We start from the raw sequence: 23,571 nt of genomic DNA, 5'->3' as shown, positions 1-23,571 counted from the left end.
GGCACCACTAATTTTTTGGATAATCCTTTGGATTCATGCCTGTAACCTTTTTAAAGGCACGGTTAAAGGTAGATTTAGAATTGAAACCTGCATCGTAGGCCACAGCCAACAGGGTGAAATTTTGATATTCAGGTAGTTCCAAAAGACGAATGACTTCGTTAACCCTGTAGCTGTTCACAAAATCGCTGAAATTTTGTCCATAATTTTTATTAATCACCTTACTCAGTACCGAAGCATTTGTACCGGCTTTTCTTGCCAGTTCAGTTAAAGTTAGTTCAGGTTCGAGATAAACCTTTTGGATATCCATCAGTGCTTCGATACTCGCCACCCATCCCTGCATCCAGCTCTGGTCTTCTTCTGCAACAGGAATAGGCTCTTCTATTAACAGGGGTTGGTAAGTTAACAGCAACTCCGGGTCGAAATTCAGTTTAATGATTGGCCTGGCCGAATAGGCACTTATTGCCATATAGTAAGTAATAATAGAGAAAGCGAAGAAATAATACCATGACCTGATGTAAAATAAATTAATAAATAAGCTCACAATATGCTCAGAGAAGAGCAAAATGGTCAGCACGGTAAATGCATACAGGAAGTTGCGCAGCCATTTAAAACTGGCCGCATCGGCAAAGGAGAATTCGTACCATGAAAAAACAACATATTGCCGGTAATAGCGTATTGATAAGATCAAATAAACCATTAAACTTGCTGACCAGGCCCAGTTATACCAATTGTCAAAATCGGGATCTGTTTCGCCATTCATCAGGTAATAATGTCCTAAAATCAGCTTATCAGTAACCAGCACAATTAAAGCCCAAAGAATATAGAGCACCCCGGGTATAAAATGCAACCAATCGCTTTTTTGCAAACGATATTTAGCATTAGTCAGGCTTTTTAAGTACAGATAAAGCAGCGGCCCAAAAAAGAGTGCATGGATAAATGGGGTATAAAATAAGATTTCGCGGTAAGGCTGCGTATCATACCAGCCCGCAAATCCCGACATCCAGGGAAATATAAAAAGTGCTGATAGAAAAACAAATGCACCTAACAGCCTGTCAGATAAACGTTCCTGCTGATGTCCGCGTTTCCAGAACAGAAAAGCATAAACCAGTAGATGCGTAAAAAAGATGAGCAAAAGCGAACTGCGCAGGCCGAATTGGAAAAGCATAAACGAATATACGGGAATTGGAAGGCAAAAGGCAAATCAATGGCTAGCAGTTTTCTACATGATATATTAGGCCTGGTATTTATTTGATTTCTTTAATAAGTTTATAAATCCCGCTGGTCAGCTGATAAAGTCCGACTCCTGCCGAGTCGTCTTTATGGTTTGAGAGAATCACAATCTCAACCTGGGTAAGCGGATAAATGAGGCAGAAACTGCGAAAGCCATTTGTTCCTCCATCTATTCTGAGGTATTGGTTCCAACCTCAGGTCTTTCCCTCCTCCTATTTACGGGGAACAAGCCAAAACTCCAAAGTGTCTTTACTGGTAAGAGTGGCATAGACTTTTTCCTTTATGGCCCCTATGACTTTGTTCTTTTTTGTGGTTCCACTCATAATTATATCATACAGTTTTTGCTCTACACAAAAATTACAATTTGTAATTTTGAAACAGGGTTTAACAGATATGATTTTACTTATTTAGGCATGGATAAACATCAATTACAAATAGAAATGGACACTTACAAAATTCGCCAGTTACATGACAGCGAAGCCATGCTGTATAAAGCAATGCGTCTGGAAGCTATACAAACCGAACCATCTATGTTTCGATGCAGTTCTCCGGCAGAAGCAGACCTAACGGATGAGGAATGGAGGGAACGAGTAAAATATCCACGTGCAGTTTTTATTTTATTAGATAATGAAATACCTATTGGAATGACAAGCATTTTGCGATTGAATGAAGATGAAGCATATTTGGGGCAGTCTTATATTAAAAAGGAATACAGAGGAAAGGGGTTGTCTGGACTTCTTTACAAAATCAGAATGAAATGGGCATCTAAGCTGCCTTTGAAAAGATTAACAGTAAGTCATCGAGAAAGTAATACGATTTCTAAAGCTGCTAATCAACGCTTAGGTTTTGTGTTTACCCATCGTGAACCCCTCAATTGGCTTGATGGGACTACCGAAGACGTACTGTATTATAGCTTAGAACTATCACAAAAAGTTCATCATAAAGAAGCACTGCAAGACAATTAAAAAATTGGCAATAATTCCGGTTTCTTTGCTGCTTTATTTTTCGCTAAACTCACGAAAGAAAGCAGTCCAATCCTGCTGTAATAAATGGGAAGCAGGCTAAAATTGGTTTTTATAATCTCTCGATTTTAGTTGAGCAAACATAGCTTTGCCTCTTAAAACACTCAAGATATTCAGTTTACAACAACCTATTCAATATGTGGCTACGGATTATTCAGTCTCCCCTTCTGCTCGATCCCCAGGGGTATAAAACAAAAAAAACTCACATTTCTGTGAGGTTTTCTGTGATCCCGCTGGGATTCGAACCCAGGACCACTACATTAAAAGTGTAATGCTCTACCAGCTGAGCTACGGAATCGTTCTCCTTTCGAGGCTGCGAAGTTAGGAATTAAATTCATTCCTGCAAAAGATAAACCCAAAATATTTAATAGAAAATTAACGTTAACGAAACAGAATGAAGCTAAATATTTATAGATCATTAAGTTAATACAAACGAAAAAATTCCATTTTTTTATCTTTTTAGCCAGTAGATCACAAACCGACGGCCTTTAAAAATGTTGCGTTTTTGGCAATTATAAAATTTTTATCTATCCCTATTCTACTTTATCCGTAAAGAACAGGCAAAAGCGAAATCATCTGTCTTATATGTCGTCCTGATTCTAAACAACTTATACTAATATTCTTTGCCCCTGTAAGCGGAATTATTGATTTTTTTATTTCCATTATTATTTTACTTTTACAAATAGATTCGCTTTTCCCTAATGAATATTGAAAATGTTTACGGCACAGATAAATGGGCTGCCTTTGGCGGTTTCTCGCCACTTATTACAGTTTTTAAATCTTACCACCCGCTTAACCCCGAAATTGAAGATATTATTAACCGCTATACTTTCCCGGTACGTTTTGCTAAAAACAAACATATGGCCTCGCCATTAAAACACAACCGCTACATTTTCCTGATTTTAGAAGGAGCAGTACATGGTTACCTAAAAATAGGAAATAAAAAAATTACCACCTGGATTGCTGCCGAAAACGAACTGGCAGGAACAATCAGAAATTTATGGGAGAATCAAGCCTCTGACGAATATATTGAAACAATAGATCCTGTATTTGCAATTGCCATTCCGCATGAAATGTCTAAACTCCTTTACGAAAATTTCCCCATAGCCAACTATGTGGGCAGAAAGATGACCGAAATTTATTTTCAGGGAGCATCAGAAAGGGCATACATTTGCAGGCTTCCTACCGCATTAAAACGCTACCAAAGATTCTTAATTTCTTACCCATACCTGATTAACCGTGTACCCTTAAAGTATGTGGCTTCTTTTATAGGCATGAGACTCGAAACATTGAGCAGAATCAGAAACAGAACATAGTTGTGAACAAAAGAGGTTGTTATAAGTTGTAACCTCGCCTTTAACTTGTCACGAAAAAAACTTTTGTCATTCTGAACGCATTGAAGAATCTTTCATTTAAACTACGATAGAATCCACCATCGCTTTCAAGGAGGAACTACGAAGTTTCCTTTCGTGTGAACACATTTATATTTTTTTTAGCACATATTCTTAGGGCGATCGTCATGCTGAATTTATTTCAGCATCTTAACAAGCTTTAATGTGTCAAAAAATATAGTTAGATATAAATATTTGGATTTATTTCCGCTCTATGCCGCGGTGGCATGGTAGTTTTTCGCAGTTGTTAGTTGTTCCCAATGGTACTCCAGAATGCTGCGCATTTTGGAGCACCAAAGTACCCAAAGCGCTGTGTCAATCCAGCAATGGGTCTATTGTACATCCCTAAACACATCAAAAAAACAACGGCACTTCGTTTAATCAGTTTTTGTTTGTGGTTTCTTTGGGCTGATTGAGCCCTGCGGGGTTTGTGTTCAATATATCTCTCAAGCATTTAATTAGTATCTATGAACACAAAACCACTGCGTTTTAGGTTTGGTAGTGCCATTTGTAATTTCCTGCAACTGTTTTTTTGATTTCCCCGGCCCTTGGGATTGACGGCGTTCTTCTGTGAAAACAATGCGTTATTTGCGGAAGACAGCAAAACGCCAAAAAATTATTAATAAAAAGATGTGTAGACACGGAAGGAAGGTTCGGGAAAGCAATCTTCATATCAACGGTTCTTGCCTATAAAGACTGCTTCGTCCGCTGAAAAAGCCTTCTCGCAATCACGGTTCAACGAGAAGGATATAAAGTTGAATCCTACTCTCATTCATACTGATTTTTATACAATTAATATCCCTCAGGATTACGCAAAAAAAGCCATTACGCTCGCACTTAACGTAATGGCTTTTATGAACCTTAAAAATCAAAATTTTATTTGCTTTTCAGCTCATTTAAAATAGCTTTATCTAAACTGGTCAATGTATTCTGCTGAGGTTTAAGCAGTTCAAAAACTACAATTTCATTCTTTCCTTTTTTAAGCCATTCGGCCGGCAGATAAATGGTTTGTTGTGGCCCTATACCCCAGTATTTACCTAAGTTATGGCCATTCACCCAAACCAGGCCTTTTCCCCATTTGCGCATATCCAAATAAGTGTCGGTAACTTTGGTTAAATTAAAGGAGGCCGATTTAAGTACAGCTGCAGATTGGCTGCTTACTTTCGGCTTTATTTTTTGGGTATCTATTTTATCAAATGGCAAAGGGTACATTTTCCACGATTTAATCTCCCTGCCATTAAAGGTTACATTTTTAGTAATCCCTTTGTTATTTTTAAGCAGGTAAGGGCCAAAATTGATCCTGCCCATATTTTCTACCAAAATATCCAATTGTACATTACCTGCAGGAAGATTAACAATTAAACTATCCTGATAAAGTCTCCTGTCTAAAACACCTGCAAGTTTTTTATTAATATACACCAATCCGTAATCGCGCAGCTCATTAATTTTAATTACACCTTTACGTCCACCCTTTATGGTACTGTTGTAGCGTACAAAGCCATAAGGCTGGTTAAGTGCTTCAAAGGTAAGCGGTTGTTCACTTAATTTTGGTTTGCCAACCAGGTTAAAGATATCGGTTGATTTGGTAAAAGTAATTGCAGGCAATGCCGCAGCAGGTTTAGCAGCCGGCACTTCGGGAAGTGTCTGGTTTGCAGGCAAATTCTTTCTGATCGCTTCGCGAAAAAGCATAAATTTTTCCGTTGCATTACCTGCTTCATCTAAAGGCGCATCATAATCGTAACTGCTAATCTGTGGTTCGTAGGCTGTAGAATCGTTATAGTTTGCCCCGTTCATGAAACCCCTTGTTGTACCGCCATGAAACATATACATGTTAATGGAAATTCCTCCTTTTAGTGCGGTATCCAGTTTATTGGCGTACGTTTTCGGATCTACCTGGTGGTGTTTTGTACCCCACCAATCGAACCATGCCGGATACCATTCCGGAACAAAGTAAGGTCCGCTACCATTGTTGTATTTCTTGATCAGCGTTCTGATCTGGGTAGGGTTATCGATACCGTTTACCCCCGGAAGCAAACCTGCCAAATGTCCGCCTTCCAATGCCGGAACCGGATCGCAGGTAGAAAGCACACCATCAAAACCGGCATCTTTAAACAGCTGTTCATTAATTTTCAGGTATTCCTTGTCGTTTCCATAAGAACCATATTCGTTTTCTACCTGCACCATTAAAATATTGCCACCATGGTTAACCTGCAAGGGCGCTAAACGTTTACCAATCTCGGTAATATATTCCTTATACTCTTTTAAATATTGTGCTTCTTTACTCCTTACCTGTAAGCCTTTAATGTTCTGCAACCAAAATGGATAACCACCAAATTCCCATTCGGCACACACATACGGACTAGGCCGAAGCAATACCCATAAACCTTCTTCTTTTGCAATACGTACAAATTCGGCAATATCGTTATTACCGGAAAAATCGAACTGATCTTTCTGCGGTTCGTGTACGTTCCAAAATACATAGGTACCAATGGTATTTAGGCCCATGGCTTTGGCCATTTTCATTCTATCGCGCCAGGCTTCTCTCGGTATACGCGGATAATGCATTTCTCCAGAAATGATCTGAAAAGGTTTATTATCGAGCAGAAAAACAGAGTCTGCAAGTTTAAAAGTGTGCTTAACCTGTGCAAATGCACCAAGGCTGGCAAAACAAGTAATTAAGATTACTTTAATGATTACATGTTTGAGGATAGATTTCATCTAAGATGTATTATTATTTAAAAATCAACTGCATAGTTTTCCCATATTGATTTATAAAGTGCTTTTCAGCTCAAACCAAATGTTATGGGGATAAAAAACGAGGAGCGTTACAATTTCAAATCAATCAGGTTTAATTACTAAGTACAGTGGTAACAGATTTAGCAGGAATACGAACACGTTTGCTATCCTGATATTTTTTATATGGCGTTAAGTTGTATTCTTTAGAAGTAACATAGGTTTGCACAAAACTTTGTTTATTTCTCTTTACATTAATATCCAGATCAACATCATTTTCTGTAGGGTTAACCACCACCGTTACAAGCTTATTATTATTTTGCAGATAGGATGACACATCAATTTCAGGAACATTTACTCCAAGTGTTTTAACCTGGAGGCGCTTACTGCCCGGGCTAACAAAACGGCTATAATTACCCAATGCCCACAACATTTTACTATCATAAACCTGTCCGTCCGTTTTATTTTTGTCGATATAAACCAAGCCATCCTTATAGTCGCTGGCTGATATAGCCAGCCACCACTGCCATGAGGTAGCGTTAGACAGTACGAGATCATGATGAATTAAACGGGCAATAAATAAAGCGGGTGCCATCCCAAGATCCCGTTTTTCTCCTTTCATCAGGCTATCGCCTAAAATACAGTATTCAGACATCCAGTACCTTAGACCTTTTATTTGTGCAACAGCTTCTCCTGTTTTTTTTCGAACAGTAATAAATTTTTGCTCCGGACTTGTTGTAAAATAGCTATGGCCAGAGATCGATTGATCTATACCGGATAGATTGCCTACATAATTTGGCGATGAAGCATTGAAGAACTGATATACCTGGTTTCCCTTTACATTGTTTCCATTATCGTACAAATAATCGAGCTGACCCGCCTCTCCTATCTGTATTTTGGTTTTAACCTGATTTTTAACAAATGCTTCATTAACACCCCTGTATAGCTGAGCAAGCTCGGTATTGTTATACGGACAGCCTTCCTGGTTGTGTTCATTCCATTTCCACTGTGGTTCATTTGCAGGGCTAAGGTAATTTAATGTTATACCTGTTGTTTTTGTTATTCCTTTAATAGTGGCAACCAGGTAATCGGCAAATTCGGGGAGTTTATCAAAATTGAGATTGCAGTGGCCATCAGTAGAATAGGCTTTCCCGTTTTTGGTAAACAGCACATGCGGACTGTTTACAAACCCGATAAACTGTTTCACCCCACGGGTTTGGGCAGCCTTTAAAAACCATACCTGCCCTGGCATTGCATTCCAGTCATAACTATGGTCTGGTTGCAGAAAAGCGTATTGACGACGCCATTCGTCGCCAATATCGCTTGCCTTACCTTGGGCGGCACTACCGCCGCCAATACTGAAACGCCACATGTTAAGCCCAATACCCAGGGGTTGCCCTGTATTTGTAGTTTGGGTACTGAAAAGCAAATCGGCCATCTTATCTTTTTTTGCTGCAGGCCATAATCCGGCAAATTGGCAACTCCATGCATCAGAAGCACCAAAGCCTTCTATAGTCTGAAATTTGATGGCTGGATCAATTTCTATTTTTAAAACGGTTTCTTGTGCAAGAGCCGTTCTGCCACAGAAAAACAAGGCCAGACAGGTAAAAAAGCAGTTAAGATGTTGAAATGACTTTACCATGCAATACTTAAATTCTATTTATTAATAACCAGGGTTTTGCTGTAATTTACCGCCTGAAGCTAAAATTTCGGCCCTTGGTATAGGTAACCAATAGTGTTTGGTTTCAAACTTACGTCCATCTAAAGCAACTTTAGGCGCATAAGTAAAGCCTGTGCTTGTTTTGGTAATAATTATTCCGCCTGCAGGTTTGTTTTCGGTTACTTCTGCAATTTTCCATCTTCTTACATCATAAAAACGATGTTCTTCGAAAGCAAGCTCTACCCTACGCTCATAGCGGACTGCATCGCGCATTTGTGCTTGTGTAAGTCCGACAGCCAAGGCTGGCATATTAACACTAGGCCTTGCCCTTACCATATTTATCGCATCTCTGGCAGACATGGTGGATCCAGCAGGAACCGCGTCAGGTCCGTAAGCTTCGTTGGCAGCTTCGGCATAGTTAAGCAAAATTTCTGCATATCTGAAATAGATCCATGGCTGGAAACCTGCATTACCCCAAGGATTTTGCAATGGATAGGCATCATTCATAAATTTCTTAAGGTAATATCCGGTTTTGGTGGTATTCCAGTTATCAATTCCATCTTTACTGTCTTTTCCCCCAGGAATAAAGGTCTCTACATTACGCTCGCGGTATGCTGCTCCATTGTATAAAATAGTTGCTGCAAAACGCGGATCACGGCCTTTGTAAGGTTCATTGCTATCGTAACCGGAAGTAGGATCTGTAATCGGTTTTCCATTAGCCATTTCGTAATCATCTACCAGGTTCTGCATTGGCAAATTTCCGCCCCAACCGCCATAACCATTAGGTCCGTTGGCAATTTCTAAATGGGTATGGTTGGCATTTTTGGTAAATAATCTAGCAAAAATAACCTCATTGCTTTGGTCGGTTAAAAACAGGTTTGCGTATCCGCCGGTATATATTCCATATTTATTTAAAGAAATAACTGCCTGAGCTGCCGTAACAGCTGCCTGCCAGGTACCTGCATTATACAATGGACTTGCCGCATACAAAAGCAAGCGCGATTTAAGTGCCAGCGCAGCGCCTTTGGTAGCTCTACCAGCTAGCCAGTTGTTACTATTATCTAAAGGTAAATCTGCCGCAGCCTGATCTAGCTGTGCGGTTACATAATCTATAGATTCTTTGATTGAGGCACGTTGGAACAATGCCGGATCCTGCAAATTATCGGTTAGGTTAGTTACCTTATCGCCCATTAAAACCACACCGCCATAATTCCGGATCAAATCCTGGTAACGAAAAGCCCTGATAAACTTAAGCTCAGCAACCAATTGCTTTTTATGTGCTGCACTCATAGCAATTTTACCAAGCACGCCAAGCGCATAATTACATTCTCTGATACTTTTGTAACTCCTTCCCCAATATACACCAGCGCTTCCTAAATTTTCAGGTGCCAGCTGCCCTCTCTGGATCAGCCAGGTAGCATCATCATTATTATAAATAGATTCGTCGGTAAAAGAGCTCCACATGCTGTATTCAAAACCTCTGCCAAAACCCGGAGCAGATCCATCTGCTTCTTTATCCTGTAACCTGGTGCCTATATAGCGGTTGGTTATATAAGCCTCCAAAACGGCCGTATCGGCTTCTATAGCGGTTGTAGAGATACGATCTGTTGGTTCTACATTTAAAAAGTCTTTTTTACAGCCTACCATACTCCCTGAAATAAGAGACAGGCCAAAAAGTGTTATATATATTGATTTGATTTTCATGATGTTTAAAATTTAATATTAGCACCCAAGTTAATAATGCGTTGCTGCGGATAAAACTGTCCGCTACCGCTGGTTCCCTCAGGATCGTAATCTTTTACTTTAGAAATCGTAAATAAGTTAAAGGCACTGGCATAAATCCTTAATCCCGATACATTGATGCGCTCTAAGAAGCCAGCCTTAATATTATAGGCAAGTTCTACATTTTTAAGCCTTAAAAATGAGGCATCATTTAACCAGAAAGTATTATTAAACTGCCCACCGCTAATCGCATTTGAAGCCCGGTCGGTTACCCTCGGATATGTTCCGTTCGGATTTGAAGCACTAAACCTGTTATCGGCCCAGCTGCTGTAAAAGTTACCTACACTACCCGATTCTGGTAAAACGTACTGGCTTACCTGGGCTTGTCCGGCTAATACCATCGATACATCAAAGTTTTTATAAGAAGCACCAAGTGTAAATCCATAAGTAATTTGAGGGATGTTGCTATATGGCGTTCTGGTTTGGTCATCGGCAGTTATTTTGCCATCATTATTGTAATCAAGGTATTTAAGATCGCCAACTTTAGCGCCACTAACATGTGGATAAGCATCTAACTCCTGTTGTGTTCTAAATATACCGATGGCATTGTAAAGCAGGTCAACATTTAATGGTCTGCCTGTTTTGCGCTGATAATCCAATGTTCCAACAGCCTCATCAATAAAAATCACTTTACTTTTAGCATAAGTGAAGTTACCCGATGCATTCCACCTGAAGTTTTCGCCATTGTGGTTATACCCTACCGTAGCTTCGAAACCAGCATTATTTACTTTACCGATATTTTCTGAAGGTACCAGCGGATCAGATCCATAAGGATTTACGATACCGGAAGAACCAGGCAATGATGCATTGCGGGTGGTTAGGATATCAGATCTTTTTTGCTGGAAATAAATAGCCTCAATACTAAAGTCCTTAAACAAAGTAGCATTAATACCAATATCGAGTTTCTTTGCTACCTCCCAGGTAATGTTTGGGTTTGCCAGTTTAACCAGGTTTACACCTGGTTGTATGGTTAGCGCATTGCTGGCATCCCTGGCCACAAAGCCGTTACCTACAAGTACGTAATTATCGAAATACTGGAAACCATTTACATTATCATTACCCAAAGAACCGTAAGATGCACGGATTTTTAAGTTATCAATAAATTTAATGTTTTCGTTAAACCATTTTTCTTTTGAAATTACCCAACCTGCAGAAGCGGATGGAAAAACACCGTACTGTTTACCCTGTGGAAAAATAGAAGATCCATCAACACGCAACTGGCCTTCAAAAAGATACTTATCGTCATAACTATAAGCTAAACGGCTAATAATGCTCCGGCGGTTGTAGTTTGAGCTATAACCCGAGTTTAGAAAATCAGTAGCGGCAGTACCTCCCTGTGAAAGTTCAGGCAGCGAAGTAGACAGGAAGTTAAAACGTTGTGCATCGAAATATTCCAAGTGGTTTTCACTCTGCTCATAACCCACAAAAGCATTAATATCGTGCAGGTTAAAGCGCCTTGCATAATTTAATTTAATATTTGAAGTAAGCAATGATTCATTTTTATGGCTTTCGGTCAGGGTAGCTTTTTGGTTATTGCCACCGGTAATTACACTGTTATAGGTTTTAGATGTAGGATCGTATTGATATAACAGATAGGGTTTGCTGAAGCTTTTGGTAAATACATTGGATTTATCTGCCGAAAAGAAACCATCAATAGAAAGGCCTTCTACACCCGGAATAATAAAAGTAGCCCTTAAAATACCATTTAAAACCTGTGTTGGCGATTTACTGGTTCCGCCGATATCGGTAACCTGTACCGCAGGGTTCGCATTTTCTATACCCGTTGTCGGCAAACCGTTTGGATAATAAGCAGCTACAATTGGCTTTGCCCTATAGATAGACCTGAAAATATCGCCAGCTCCCACCTGAGGAAACACACGGTTTTCTTGTCTGCCCGATACTGATAAGCCAACTTTAATGTATTTGGAAACATTCGCATCCACATTCGTACGGAAATTGTATTGATTGTATTTGGTCGCTCCATTTTTGTACAAGCCATCCTGAGCAACGGTCCCTAACGACATGTAATATTTTACGTCTTGTCCGCCACCATTAACAGAAAGGCTATGCTGGCTCTGTAAAGCTGTTTTTTCTAAAGTTTGGTCGATCCAATCGGTGTTAGGATACAATAAAGGATCAGAACCATTACGGAATTTTTCGATCTGATCTGCTGTATAAGACTGGTTAAGACCACCAGAAGGATTAGAATCGAAACTAATTTCGTTCATAATCTGTGCATAAGTTGCAGCATCGGCCATTTTTGGCAATCTTGTTGGCGAGCTAAAACCCTGGTTAAAACTATAGTTGATTGTCGGTTTACCTGTTTTCCCTTTTTTAGTGGTCACTAAAATTACCCCATTGGCAGCTCTGTTACCATAAATTGCTGCTGAGGCATCTTTTAATACTGAAACACTTTCAATATCGTTAGGGTCTAAACGCTCTAGTCCGCCGATCTGCCCGGGAATTCCATCTACAACAATTAATACATTATTGCTCCCTGTAGTAGCCAAGCCCCTGATGGTGATGTTCGAACCATCATAACCAGGTTCGCCACTCCTATTGTTAATCACTACCCCGGAAAAGCGGCCAGCCAACGAATTGGACAAGTTAGGTTGCGGACTCTTTACCAGGTCAGCCCCCTTTACCTGCGATATTGACCCGGTAAGGGTTGCTTTCTTCTGTGTTCCGTAACCAACCACTACCAGTTCGTTAAGTGTTTTGGTATCAGAACCGAGCTGAACATTGATGGTTGTTCTATCACCAACTGTTTGCTCCTGACTGGTATAGCCCACATAAGAAAAAACAAGTACATCTGTTGTGGCTGCCACACTGATACTAAATTTACCTTTTGCATCGGTTTGAACTGCTTTTTCCGTTCCCTTAACCTTAACCGCTACCCCCGGAAATGTAGCTCCGGTTTCGTTTGTTACTGTACCAGTTACCACAATCTCGCGCGCCAGTTTCATTTTTCCTGCCAATGCAGAAAATGAAGAAGCGGTTACCGGTAAACTAATGGATAGGATAAATAGAAAAGCCAATGCTTTAATTTTAAAGAATTTTAAAGGTGAAAATTCCTTTAGATTTTTTTTTCTCATTTTGGTTTGCACGTTTAATATTTGGTTAGCAGATCAGGTCTATACTTTAGATAACAATAATTTGTTATTAGATTTTATAGTTATAGAACTGCTTAATGGAGGTCTAAATTAGTTCCAACAAACAATATTAAAGGGGTACAAACAATCCAAATTAGAGGGGTAAACAAACCTAATTATGCCTTAAAAGAGGTTTTAAGGCATATTGAAGAAAAAAGAGCAAGTAAACACTGTTTTTTACTTAGCTTTTTTGACGGTTGAATTTAGTTGGATATTATTAGAAAACGGCTTCCTAAACTTTTTGATATACTGTGATGGATTCATGTTAAACAGCTTATAAAATTGCTCCCTAAAATATTTAGGATCGGTAATGGCTACCATATAAGAAGTTTCCTGAATGGTTTTATCTGTATTGATAAAAATTTCGGCAGCTTTCCTTAGCCTGATGAAGCGGATAAACCCATTGGCAGACTGACCGGAAATGGATTTTATTTTACGGTATAAATTAGACCTCGACATGCCCAGGGCGGCTGACAGGGTATCGATATTAAAATCAGGGTCGGTAAGATGTTCTTCTACAATTCTGATACAGTTATCTAAAAACTCTTTGTATTCAGCAGAGATTTTGGTGTTGTTCGAGTTAAGCGTAATTTCATTATAAAAATACTTTTGCAAGGCATTTTTGCTTTTTAGTATACTGGCCACCCTTGCCTTTAAAAAATCCTTATCAAAAGGTTTACTGATGTAATCGTCGGCACCACCTTCTATCCCCTTAAGTTTCACCTCTGGCGCAGAAATGGCAGTAAGTAAAATAATCGGGATGTGAGAGATAGATACATCTTCTTTTATTTTACTGCACAGCTCTATTCCTGTTATCCCATCCATCATGACATCACAAATCACAATATCAGGCAGTAATTCTTTAGCCATTTCATAGCCTTTTTCCCCGTTACTGGCTTCGTAAATGTGATAATCCATTCTAAAAACCTGTTTAAGGTATTCTCTTATTTCGGTATTATCATCAATAATAAGCAAGCTTTTTAATTCAGTGGCTAGCTGGTTATCTACCATTTGTCCTTCAGCAGCCTCTACAATTTTATTGGCGCTTATCTCATCTTCTATCAGTTCTTTAAATAATGAGGAATCGGTATCAGTCAATTCTTCCTGCAATATAATGGCGTCCTTAAAATGGGATACGCCTCTTAACAAAGTAACATTAAAAGTAGTTCCCTTATTTTCTATGCTGGTATAGTTTATGGTCCCTCCGTGCATTTCGATAAAGCTTTTAGCAAGGTATAAACCTATTCCAAAACCGCCTTTAGCCGATTTGTTTCCAGGGTCCTGATAAAATTTTTCGTACAGTTTTTCTCCTGCCGCATCTGTGATACCGCAGCCTGAATCCTCAATACTAATGATTACATGCTCGTTGCTGTTATCTATCAGCATTTTAACCCTGCCACCTTCCGGGGTAAATTTTATCGCATTGGAAAGCAGGTTAAAAAACACAATTTCAATTTTTTCCCGGTCGGCATAAAAAGCAATCACCTCATCGGTACAGCTAAATTCGAGTGTTACGTTTTTTGACCGGGCCTGATGTATAAAGCAAAGAAATACCTCTTTACACAAATTCACCAGGTTTATCGGTGCCACTTTTAACTTTTCGCCGTAGGTATCTGCCTTTCTGAACAGCAACAGCTGGTCTACCAAACTTAAAAGCCGCTTGGCATTCCGGTACACGACATTTAAATCAGTAGTATCAACATTATTATCGTTCTTGTACAAAAGCTCTTTAACCGGGTTAATAATTAAGGTAAGCGGTGTACGGAACTCGTGCGATACGTTGGTAAAAAACGATAGTTTCTTCTCGCTGAGCTCCTTCTCTTTTTCGCTCTCTACATGGGCCAGTTTAATCTGAAATTTTAAGTTAGACTGGTATTCGCGGTATTTAAGATAGGCATATACAACACCAAAGAAAGCCAAACCATAAAAACAAAAAGCCCACCAGGTACGGTACCAGGGTGGTGTAATTATAATCTGCAAAGAATTTCCGTTCATATTCCAAACACCATCGTTGTTTGAGGCCCTTATTTTTAAGGTATATTTACCAGGGTTTAAGTTGGTGTAGGTTACTTTATGTTCGCTACCGCTATAATTCCATTTTTTATCAAAACCTTCAAGAAAATAGGCATACTGGTTTTTTTCAGAAAGTGTATAATTGAGGGCCACAAAACCAAAAGAAAGTACACTCTGATCGTAAGGTAATGTGATCCTTTTCGTCATATAAATGGGCAAATTTAAAGGAGAATCTTTGCCAGGAAGGATCAGTTTATTAAAAACCGAAAAATCAGAAAAGTAAACCGCAGGAGCTTCTTTATTATATTTAAGCTGTTCCGGATTAAAATAAACGATGCCTTTGTTACCTGCCAGGTAAATTTCTCCTTTTTCATTTTTACAGATTGCGGCGTTGGCATAAACACCGTCCTTTTCATCATAATTCCGAACGGTTTTAGTTACAGGATCGAAGAGTGAAATACCCTGTTCGGTAGTTATCCATAGCTTTCCATTATTATCTTCTACCATATCGGTAAAAACATTGCTTGCAAAGCCGTTCTGTTTAGAATATATCTCGAAGGTATTGGTTTTAGCTACATATTTATTCAATCCATCGCGGGTACAGATCCAGACATTTTGATGCGAATCAAGATAAAGACTGTTAACAATGTTATTGCTAATGCCGCCCTTTCTTGAATTATTGATCATGTAGTTGCTAAACTTTTTGGTTTTAGGATCAAAACGGCTGAGTCCGCTTCCGTAGGTTCCTATCCAGATGTTTCCCTGGGCATCTTTTAAAAGGCAGTACAGATGGTTATTGCTCAGTGAACCCAAATTTTTAGGATCATTATAGTAATGAGTGTAGGTTTTGGTTTTATCGTTATAGATTTTTAAGCCTGCATCGGTTGCGAGATAATATTCACCATCGTTTACTTCTATCAAATCTCTGAAAACATCTTCGTTAAAAAAACTACCCAGTGCCGAGTGGTGGTGATGATGTACAAACTTATTTTCCTTTTGATTATACAGGTCAAATCCATTCTCGCTCATTACCCATAACTGGCCTTTTAAATCAGCAGATAAGTTAATAATATCGTTACTGGATAAACTGTTTGAATTATTGGTGTGCAAAATCCTGGTAATAGATCGGTTATCTGTGTTATATTTATAAAGGCCCTTGTTGGTTCCCAGCCAAAAATTGCTGCCGTAACTAATCATCGATTTGCTTTCTGCCTGCCCCAGAGGAAGTGAGATAAAATTAAATTTATACTGGTTAAAATCAATTTTACTTAGGCCATTTTTGCCACAGAGCCATATCATTCCGGTTTTATCACGATATAAGCCTCCATTTGCAAAAAATTCGAGTTCATCTATTTTCTTCCATTTATTTAGCTTTGTATTTACCCAGAATATTCCCGAGCTGCCGCCTACAAGCAGTTTTTCGGCTCCCACACTTAAAACATTAAATACGGCACCATTACCTGTTTTTCCACTTTCGTAGGTAGTAAACATTTCTCTTTTCGGATCAAACCGGAACAGGTCACCTTTCCAATAACATCCGACCCATATCATGCCATTATTGTCAATACAGAGGGTCCAGATGTCGTTTGGATTTTTTTGGTTCGCGATTTCCTTTTGCATATAATTGGTAAACCGCTGCGTTTTTTGGTCGAATTTGTTCAGTCCCTTGCTCCAATTGCCCAACCATAAATTGCCAGATGCATCCTCTGCAATGGCATTAACCGATTTTCCTTTAATGGCATACTGATTTTTTGCATCAGGCTGGTAAACCCTAAAAGTTTTTGTTTTTTTGCTGAAAAGGTTAAATCCATCATCGGTACCGATCCACAGTTTATTCGTTTTATCGATTAGTATAGACCATACCTTGTTGTTGCTTAGCGAGGTCCTGTCGTTTTCTTTATGGTAAAAACGTTCAAATTTTTCGGTAACAGGATCAAACCTGTTTAAGCCATTCATTGTACCCACCCAAAAGGTTCCATCGCTATCTTCTACCATAGCGTTGATATAATTATTGGCTAGAGAAGTGCTGTCGCCGGCAATATTCACATAAACCTTAAAAGAATAACCGTCAAACTTACAGAGCCCGTTTTCTGTACCTATCCATACAAACCCCCTTTTATCTTTTAAAGCAACCGTTGTGTTTTTTGATGGAAGGCCATCATTAATACCATATGTTTTAAGCACATAGTGTTCGGGAATAGAAGTCTGATCTACTACCTGGGCCTTAGCACTATTAAAGGAGAGCCAAAATTGCGCAATAAAACAAAATGCTTTGATAAATCTCATAACAAGAAAGGCAAACCGATGGGACGGCCGAATAAAAAATTAGTTTAGCGCTGTAAATATACAATTTACAAGGCTATTCCTTTTATAAGGTACATTAATCCACAATTCTCTTCACCTGAAAAGGATCTGCATGAGAAACAAAAATGCGGAACTGATAAAAATCAGCCCGCATTGAGATTGCTAATATTAGCTAATTAAAATTTAACCGAGTTAAGGTTTTTATCTACCAATAAACCCTCAGTAACCTTAAGTCCAAATTGTACTTTATGTTTTGCTTTTAATTTCAGGATAAACAGATCAGCAGTACCGTTTAAAGCTTCTTTGTTACCAATATTAACAAAGGTTGGATATAAAACCTTAGCACCACTGGTATGCAGGCGATCGTTGGTTAGGTTATCCATTTGTTTCATATTTAATCCCTGAATGCCTACAAAATCATAATCCTGTGTATGGTATGGTAGCGCGAAGCTTAAGGCATTTACTGATTTCAGGTTTATTCCCCTTACTTTAATTTCTATAACTTCATCTTTGTTATAAGTCTGTTTGGCGGTAGTGATTTCCAGTTTACCTGCAACTTTATCAATTTTACTTTCGTTTACCCCATCCTCAAGCTGTGTGGCCACAACTGAAATATCGTAAGCATCAATCAGGTTATTTTTATTGATATCGCCATTGCTGATATAACCTTCGAAATCGGCATCGCCCTTTCTTAAACCGGTATAATTGATATAGGAGGTTAAATCGTTCTTATCTATTAAACGGTCGTTATTGATGTCGCCCGGAAGATAACTTTCGGTACCTGGCACTTTAAATACATATAACTCTCTGCCTGATCCAAAACCACCTACGCCATCGGCAACAGCAATTTTGATGTAACGGGCAACAGGGTGTGCTGTGAAATTGAATATTTTGGTTTCATCATTATTGGCCCATTCAAATGCACCGGCTTCTGTCCAGTTTTCCTTATTGTTGCTAAAAAACACCTTACCTTTTATTAATATGCCATTCCCTCTTCCCGTACGTGGCAGGTAGTGGAATTTATCCAGCTGGTTAATCGATTTCAGATCGAGAATCATATCAAAAGGAACTGCCTTGGCTCCCCATTTGGTATGCCACATATTGCCTTCATCAAAATCAAACAATTTGTTGATACCTGAGCCGCCCTGATTTTCGGCAGTAGTTTCGGCTGTTATACCCTGAATGGCAAATTCTAAAGGATTGGTTTTGGTGGTTGCCTTAATTTCGGTCCAATCAGAATAACCATCTTTATTTACTGCACGCAACTTAAATGTGTAGGCTGTTTCGGCCAATAAACCATCAAATAACAAAGCTGTATCGCGGATGGTGGTATAACGCATGCCATTAAAATCGATCTCATAAAAATCTGCATTGCTCACTTTGCTCCAGCTAGGGGTGAGTGTATAGGCCTCTCTGTTCTTATCGCCCACCTTTGCATTTACAGGAGCTGCTAATTTTCCTGTTGACAAGCGTTTTTTATCTGCAGGATCAAATTTAAATCCATTTATATTAAGTGTTACCGGACTGATGGTAATATCGGCAGATTGAAGTTTAACCAGCAACTGGGGGTTTTTAACCATTGCCACTTTTTCAAATTCGCTTTCTTTTGTGGCAAAACGGTTTAAGTTTGGAGCAGCATCGTAGAAATACACGTTTACCTGCTTCAAAAATTCCGCTTTGGAGTTTACTTCGCTAAGTTTGATTTTGCTATTGCCAATCTTCGCCGTTAATCTCTTTGGTTTTTCGGTAACGTTGACCACAAATTCTGTTGTTTTTTCTTTTACAAAACCATCAAAAGCTCCTTTGGCAGGATGAACGGTAATGAAGGCATTGTTTTTTTGATCAACTTCTGATTCAATTAAGGTGTAAACCCCATTGCCCAGTTTATAAGCCTCTGTTGTACCGTCATCATCGTATTCGGTAAACGAGGTTTTTCCAAAGGGGTACAATTCATAGATGCGGTTTGCCTTATTGATTTCAGCAACATGGTTATTTGGATTCGTCATCGGGATAATAGCACCATTTTTCACAAAAACAGGCAATTTCCATAATGGCGAGTCAAAGTTGTTGATAATGCAGTTTCCGGTATATTTTTCTCCCGTAAAATAATCAATCCATGCTCCCTCCGGCAGGTAAATGCCATTGCGGATATCATTACCTTTCTCATCCGGCCGGGTTGCCTGATAAATTGGTGCTACCAAAAAGGACGGTCCGTATAGATATTGATATTGCGTTGAAGTACCTTTGGTATAGACATTTGGATATTCCAAAAACATCGCCCTGATAATGGGCAAGCCGTTAACAGCTTCTCTTGCTACACTATAAGTGTAGGGAATCAGCTCTGATTTTAATTTTAAATAATTGCGGTTAATTGAAGTTACAGGTTCTCCCAATGCATGTGGATATTTTTCATTAGCACCCCAGCCATCCATATTCAATTCCATTGGCGTAAAGGTTTTCCACTGAAAATCGCGTGTATTAATGGTTGGGTTTTTACCCCCGAAAATACCATCCATATCTGAAGTGATATTGGGCTGGCCTGATAAACCGGAACCTATATATGTAGGAATATGGAAACGAATATATTCCCAAACACCCCCGGTCTGATCGCCTGACCAAATACCTGCATAACGTTGGGTACCGGCCCAACCATCTAATGAAATGATAAATGGACGGCTGTTATTGCCATAATAGGGCATAATCTGCGCAACATCGGCTACGCCATTTAACCCGAACGAATAGCCTGCACCAACCCATGCTACGTCTGTTTTTAATACCCTGACACCGGCATCGCGCACTTCCTTAATGATATCGCGCTGCAACAGCGGGCTTACCGTTGGTTTAGGATGAAGATCTGACTGGGTCCACAAGCCAATTTCTACCCCATTTTTACGGGCATATTCGCCAAAATGTTTTAGGTTTAAAATGTTGCTGTCTAAGGTTTGGGTCTGGCCGTAACCTGCACCATAACCATCATTTGGAAGCACCCAACCTAAGGGCATATCATTATTTTTGTAACGGTCAATCACCGCCCTTGCCGAAAATTGATAGTTATTTTTTTCACCGTTAAGCGATTCTTTTATACCGCCATTATCTTTCTGACTTTCTTTGTATCGTTTTCCGTTTTCAAACAAAGTACCATTTTCATCTTCTTTCCAAAAATCGCGGTTATAAGCGTTTAAATGCCCTTGATAGAAACCAAATTTTGGCAACAAAATCGGGTTTCCCGTTAATTGGTAAAAATCGTTGAGCAGCTGTACTGGCCCGGTGTTAACCATAAAAAATACATCCAGGTAATCGGTTTCGTGTACCAGTTTTACCAATCCTTTTTCTTTAGCTCCAAAATTGTAATTTCCCTTGTTAAAGGTATGCCACATTACAGCATAACCATTGGTAGACCAATAAAAAGGTGTTGGCGAAGCTACCCCTCCATCTGTCCAGGAGTTTTGATTTTCGATAGCAATATTTCTTCCCTTGTGAGAAAAACGGCCGTTCTGTACTCCGCCACCATAGAAATATTCATCCGGGTTTTCTTTCAGGCTAAGGGTTACTTTCCCTTTTTCGAATTGAATCGGTGCCAGCTCTTCAACAGCAACGGCTTGCGTAGCAAGGTTAATCACCTTGATTAGCGAAGTATTTTTATCGATAAGAACGGTAATTTTACCGGTAGAGATAAATAGCTGATGATCCTCATCCTTAATATCTAATCTTGAAACGGGCCTGCGTGGGTTTTCTACTAAAATTTTGGCTTCTGGTTTTGCTTCCGGATCGCGGATAAAGCCCGAGGCAGGGTCTTCGAAAAGACGAAAAATATGATCGCCATAAAAATCAAATGTTAAACGCTGATGGTCAGAAAGTAGCAATTCTACCGTAGTATTGTTGATCTTTTTTGCCTCAAGAACTTTGATAGTGTTTTGTGCTACCTGATTGGTTTTCTGAGCAGCTGATTGCGCAGAAGCAAAAAACGGAGCGGCAATTAAAATGGACATCAAAATGGCTCTTTTGGGCCGGTTTTTGAAATTGGTTATTTTAAAGTGTTTAAAAAAATAATGTGGGGTCATTAAGGTTTGCTTTGGTTATCTGTTTAGGTTAAGCCAGTGTTTAGCTTTAAAGCCGTGCGATAAAGGTAGCAAACACATTAAAGGAACCTGCTCGTTTTCAGCGACAAAAACCGCGCAATCGTTTGTCTATCTAATTTTTTACGCCTTAAACTGCTGATTTCTTTCTTAAGCTCAAACGATAAGCCCCAGCTCAATTTATGTGGCAAGCATTTTGCATATAGATTACAAAATACCAGTTAATGAATCTTTCAATACCACAAACTTATAGCTGTGTAATTATAAATGACAGTCAGATGAGTATAAATATACTGGAGCAGTTTATTTCCAAAATAGATAAACTCCAGCTTAAAGGAAGTTTTACAGATGCAATAGATGCCATGGCCGCCTTTTGGACCTACAGAAAGGTTGACTTTTTATTTTTAGACATGGAAATGGAAATATCAGGAACTGATATCGCCAGAATGCTTCAAAACAATGTAAAATTTGTTGTATTTATAAGCGCCGAAGGAAATACAGCTATACATGCCCTTGATAAAGACAGCTACTTTTTACTTAAACCACTCGATTTTAATAAATTTGAAAAAACGGTCAATCGGCTGATGACGTCCGAATATAAAAACAAAGAAATGCATTTGTGAATTACCGGATAGTGATACGCGCTTCTTTTCTACTATTAAGCAGTTAAGAATATTAAAATTATAGCTCGGTCACAGCGATCGCCATTCTAAATTTATTTCAGAATCTTTCTAGTTAGTTTTTTTTGCCGCGGAAGCACTGATTCGCACAGAATTTGATTTACCTTCTGGCTTTGAACTTTAGTCTTTTAGCTTTTATATTTTTAAATATCTGAATAGTCTGTTGGGTAAACAAATTTAGTGTCGTTTTTAGAAACATTGTGCTGATACTCTGGCATAGCCGATAGTTTCTTCCAATATTCATCTGCAGAGAAAGCTTTCCAGTGTGCATCCCTATCTGTTTTATTTTCGAAAGTGGTAAGATACATCAGGTTAGGCATACGGCTACCGGCAACTACTTCTCCATAAAACACGGCATTAAAATTTAGCCTTTTAAATAAACCGATTTCGTCGCCTTTATTAAACATTTGAACTTTATTCCTGAAATATTTCTCTGTGGGTGCTTCATAGCTTCTTAATTCGTACACCCGTTCTTTCATCGGCGATTTCAGATCAGGTAGCATAAAATGGGGAGCACCTTCAAAAGCTTTTAATACTATGGATTCTAACCGTTCGAAAGGAACATCTGTATAAACAGCATCCAGATAAGTTTTACCATCAGCAGCATATTGTTTGTCTTTTGCCAACTTTTTATCCAGTTCCAAAATTCCATTAAATGATTTTAAGGGAATAAATACATAAATCAGTTTTTCTGTAGCTAAAGCCTGATCTGTTACAATTGGTTTAAACACGCCTATCTTGGCAATTCCACAGCGGTGCAATGCTGGTAAATATGCTTTTTGCAAATAATCATCTACCATTTTTTCTTGAGCATCGGTTTTCAGGTGGTAAATTTTGATCTGATAGAAATCTATCGATGATGCGTTAGCAATAAATGCACTGAATAACAGGACAAGTAAAAACAGCCAAGGCCTTTTAATTTTTGGCAACATGTTAAATGGATTGATTTGGATGGAAAATTACTAAAGTTTTCTGGTAAAGTTGAAAATATCTTTTTTCGGATGCCCGTTTTTATCCTTTTCTTCCAGCACAACACTCAATTTATTTTTAGTAATCAATTGATAGCTCAATCTCACCGATTTATCTTTCATTTCAAAAACCGCAAGTTTTCCTTTTAATGTTACCAGCGGAAAAAGTAGTGGTTTTTCCTTTTCTTCCCAGGCAATGCTTCCCCGGTTAAAATGCCTCATCTTCATCACAGGCAAACCTTCTTCCAGTTCAATCACAACGAATTCGTAAAATAAAGCTTTCCCCTCTTTAACACACCTAAAGCTGCTCATCATGCTTTCGCCCTTTGGTTCGCTCCAAAATTCTTCCAAATCACCCCATTCGCTTTTCTGCACCCATGTTCCAGACATAAACGCCAAATCTTTTACCACAGGCTTTTTAGTTTGTGCAAAAGCCGAAATAGAAAAGAATAAAAAAATCAAAAACCAAAAGTTATTTTTCATAGCGTAATTTATTATAGCTAAAATAACTAATTATATCCAATGTGGAATGAACCAATGACCAATAAACCAATTTACAG

12 protein-coding genes and 1 tRNA gene are annotated in these 23,571 nt (G+C 38.8%); 3 read left to right on the top strand and 10 right to left on the bottom strand.

The window, feature by feature from the left end; translation table 11 throughout:
- Positions 1-7: 7 nt before the first annotated feature.
- Positions 8-1,165 carry a helix-turn-helix domain-containing protein gene (locus ACFSR6_RS03225; protein WP_379074845.1) on the bottom strand — a complete coding sequence of 386 codons (1,158 nt, stop codon included), beginning with the start codon at positions 1,163-1,165 and terminating at the stop codon, positions 8-10.
- 478 nt (positions 1,166-1,643) lie between these two features.
- On the opposite strand from ACFSR6_RS03225, the gene ACFSR6_RS03220 reads away from it, so the two are divergent.
- The gene (locus tag ACFSR6_RS03220; RefSeq protein ID WP_379074842.1) at positions 1,644-2,195 is read left to right on the top strand and encodes a GNAT family N-acetyltransferase; all 552 of its coding nucleotides are present in this window, start codon (positions 1,644-1,646) and stop codon (positions 2,193-2,195) included.
- Between the two features lie 282 nt (positions 2,196-2,477).
- Here ACFSR6_RS03220 and ACFSR6_RS03215 read toward each other — a convergent pair.
- Positions 2,478-2,550, bottom strand: a tRNA-Lys gene (locus ACFSR6_RS03215).
- 403 nt (positions 2,551-2,953) lie between these two features.
- On the opposite strand from ACFSR6_RS03215, the gene ACFSR6_RS03210 reads away from it, so the two are divergent.
- Positions 2,954-3,568 (top strand): Crp/Fnr family transcriptional regulator, encoded by a 615-nt coding sequence (locus ACFSR6_RS03210; RefSeq protein WP_379074839.1) that lies wholly within the window; start codon positions 2,954-2,956, stop codon positions 3,566-3,568.
- Positions 3,569-4,519: 951 nt separating this feature from the next.
- Here ACFSR6_RS03210 and ACFSR6_RS03205 read toward each other — a convergent pair.
- The 6 genes from ACFSR6_RS03205 to ACFSR6_RS03180 form a co-directional block, all read right to left on the bottom strand.
- Complete coding sequence (locus tag ACFSR6_RS03205) at positions 4,520-6,361, bottom strand: glycoside hydrolase family 35 protein (protein ID WP_379074836.1); 1,842 nt, start codon at positions 6,359-6,361, stop codon at positions 4,520-4,522.
- Positions 6,362-6,491: 130 nt separating this feature from the next.
- Positions 6,492-8,018: a glycoside hydrolase gene (locus tag ACFSR6_RS03200; protein ID WP_379074833.1), complete on the bottom strand. Its 1,527-nt coding sequence runs from the start codon at positions 8,016-8,018 to the stop codon at positions 6,492-6,494.
- 21 nt (positions 8,019-8,039) lie between these two features.
- Entirely contained in the window at positions 8,040-9,740 is a 1,701-nt protein-coding gene (locus ACFSR6_RS03195) for a RagB/SusD family nutrient uptake outer membrane protein (protein ID WP_379074830.1), read from the bottom strand.
- 5 nt (positions 9,741-9,745) lie between these two features.
- Positions 9,746-12,913, bottom strand: a complete 3,168-nt coding sequence (locus tag ACFSR6_RS03190) for a SusC/RagA family TonB-linked outer membrane protein (protein ID WP_379074827.1) — start codon at positions 12,911-12,913, stop codon at positions 9,746-9,748.
- A 234-nt stretch (positions 12,914-13,147) separates the two neighbouring features.
- Positions 13,148-17,269, bottom strand: coding sequence for a hybrid sensor histidine kinase/response regulator transcription factor (locus tag ACFSR6_RS03185; RefSeq protein ID WP_379074825.1), 4,122 nt, complete (start codon positions 17,267-17,269; stop codon positions 13,148-13,150).
- Between the two features lie 194 nt (positions 17,270-17,463).
- The gene (locus ACFSR6_RS03180; protein ID WP_379074822.1) at positions 17,464-21,276 is read right to left on the bottom strand and encodes a TIM-barrel domain-containing protein; all 3,813 of its coding nucleotides are present in this window, start codon (positions 21,274-21,276) and stop codon (positions 17,464-17,466) included.
- A 311-nt stretch (positions 21,277-21,587) separates the two neighbouring features.
- Between ACFSR6_RS03180 and ACFSR6_RS03175 the strand changes: the two genes are divergently transcribed.
- Positions 21,588-21,986, top strand: coding sequence for a LytR/AlgR family response regulator transcription factor (locus tag ACFSR6_RS03175; protein WP_379074819.1), 399 nt, complete (start codon positions 21,588-21,590; stop codon positions 21,984-21,986).
- A gap of 200 nt (positions 21,987-22,186) precedes the next feature.
- Here the strand turns inward: ACFSR6_RS03175 and ACFSR6_RS03170 are convergent, their stop codons facing one another.
- A complete protein-coding gene (locus ACFSR6_RS03170; protein WP_379074816.1) occupies positions 22,187-22,975 on the bottom strand; it encodes an NIPSNAP family protein in 789 nt (262 codons plus the stop codon).
- A gap of 30 nt (positions 22,976-23,005) precedes the next feature.
- Positions 23,006-23,494: a DUF6265 family protein gene (locus ACFSR6_RS03165; RefSeq protein WP_379074814.1), complete on the bottom strand. Its 489-nt coding sequence runs from the start codon at positions 23,492-23,494 to the stop codon at positions 23,006-23,008.
- Positions 23,495-23,571: the final 77 nt, after the last annotated feature.

The sequence above is a fragment of the Pedobacter vanadiisoli genome (assembly GCF_042684385.1).
In the GTDB taxonomy this organism is placed as follows: Bacteria; Bacteroidota; Bacteroidia; order Sphingobacteriales; family Sphingobacteriaceae; genus Pedobacter; species Pedobacter vanadiisoli.
This window is presented reverse-complemented; position numbering and strand designations above follow the sequence as displayed.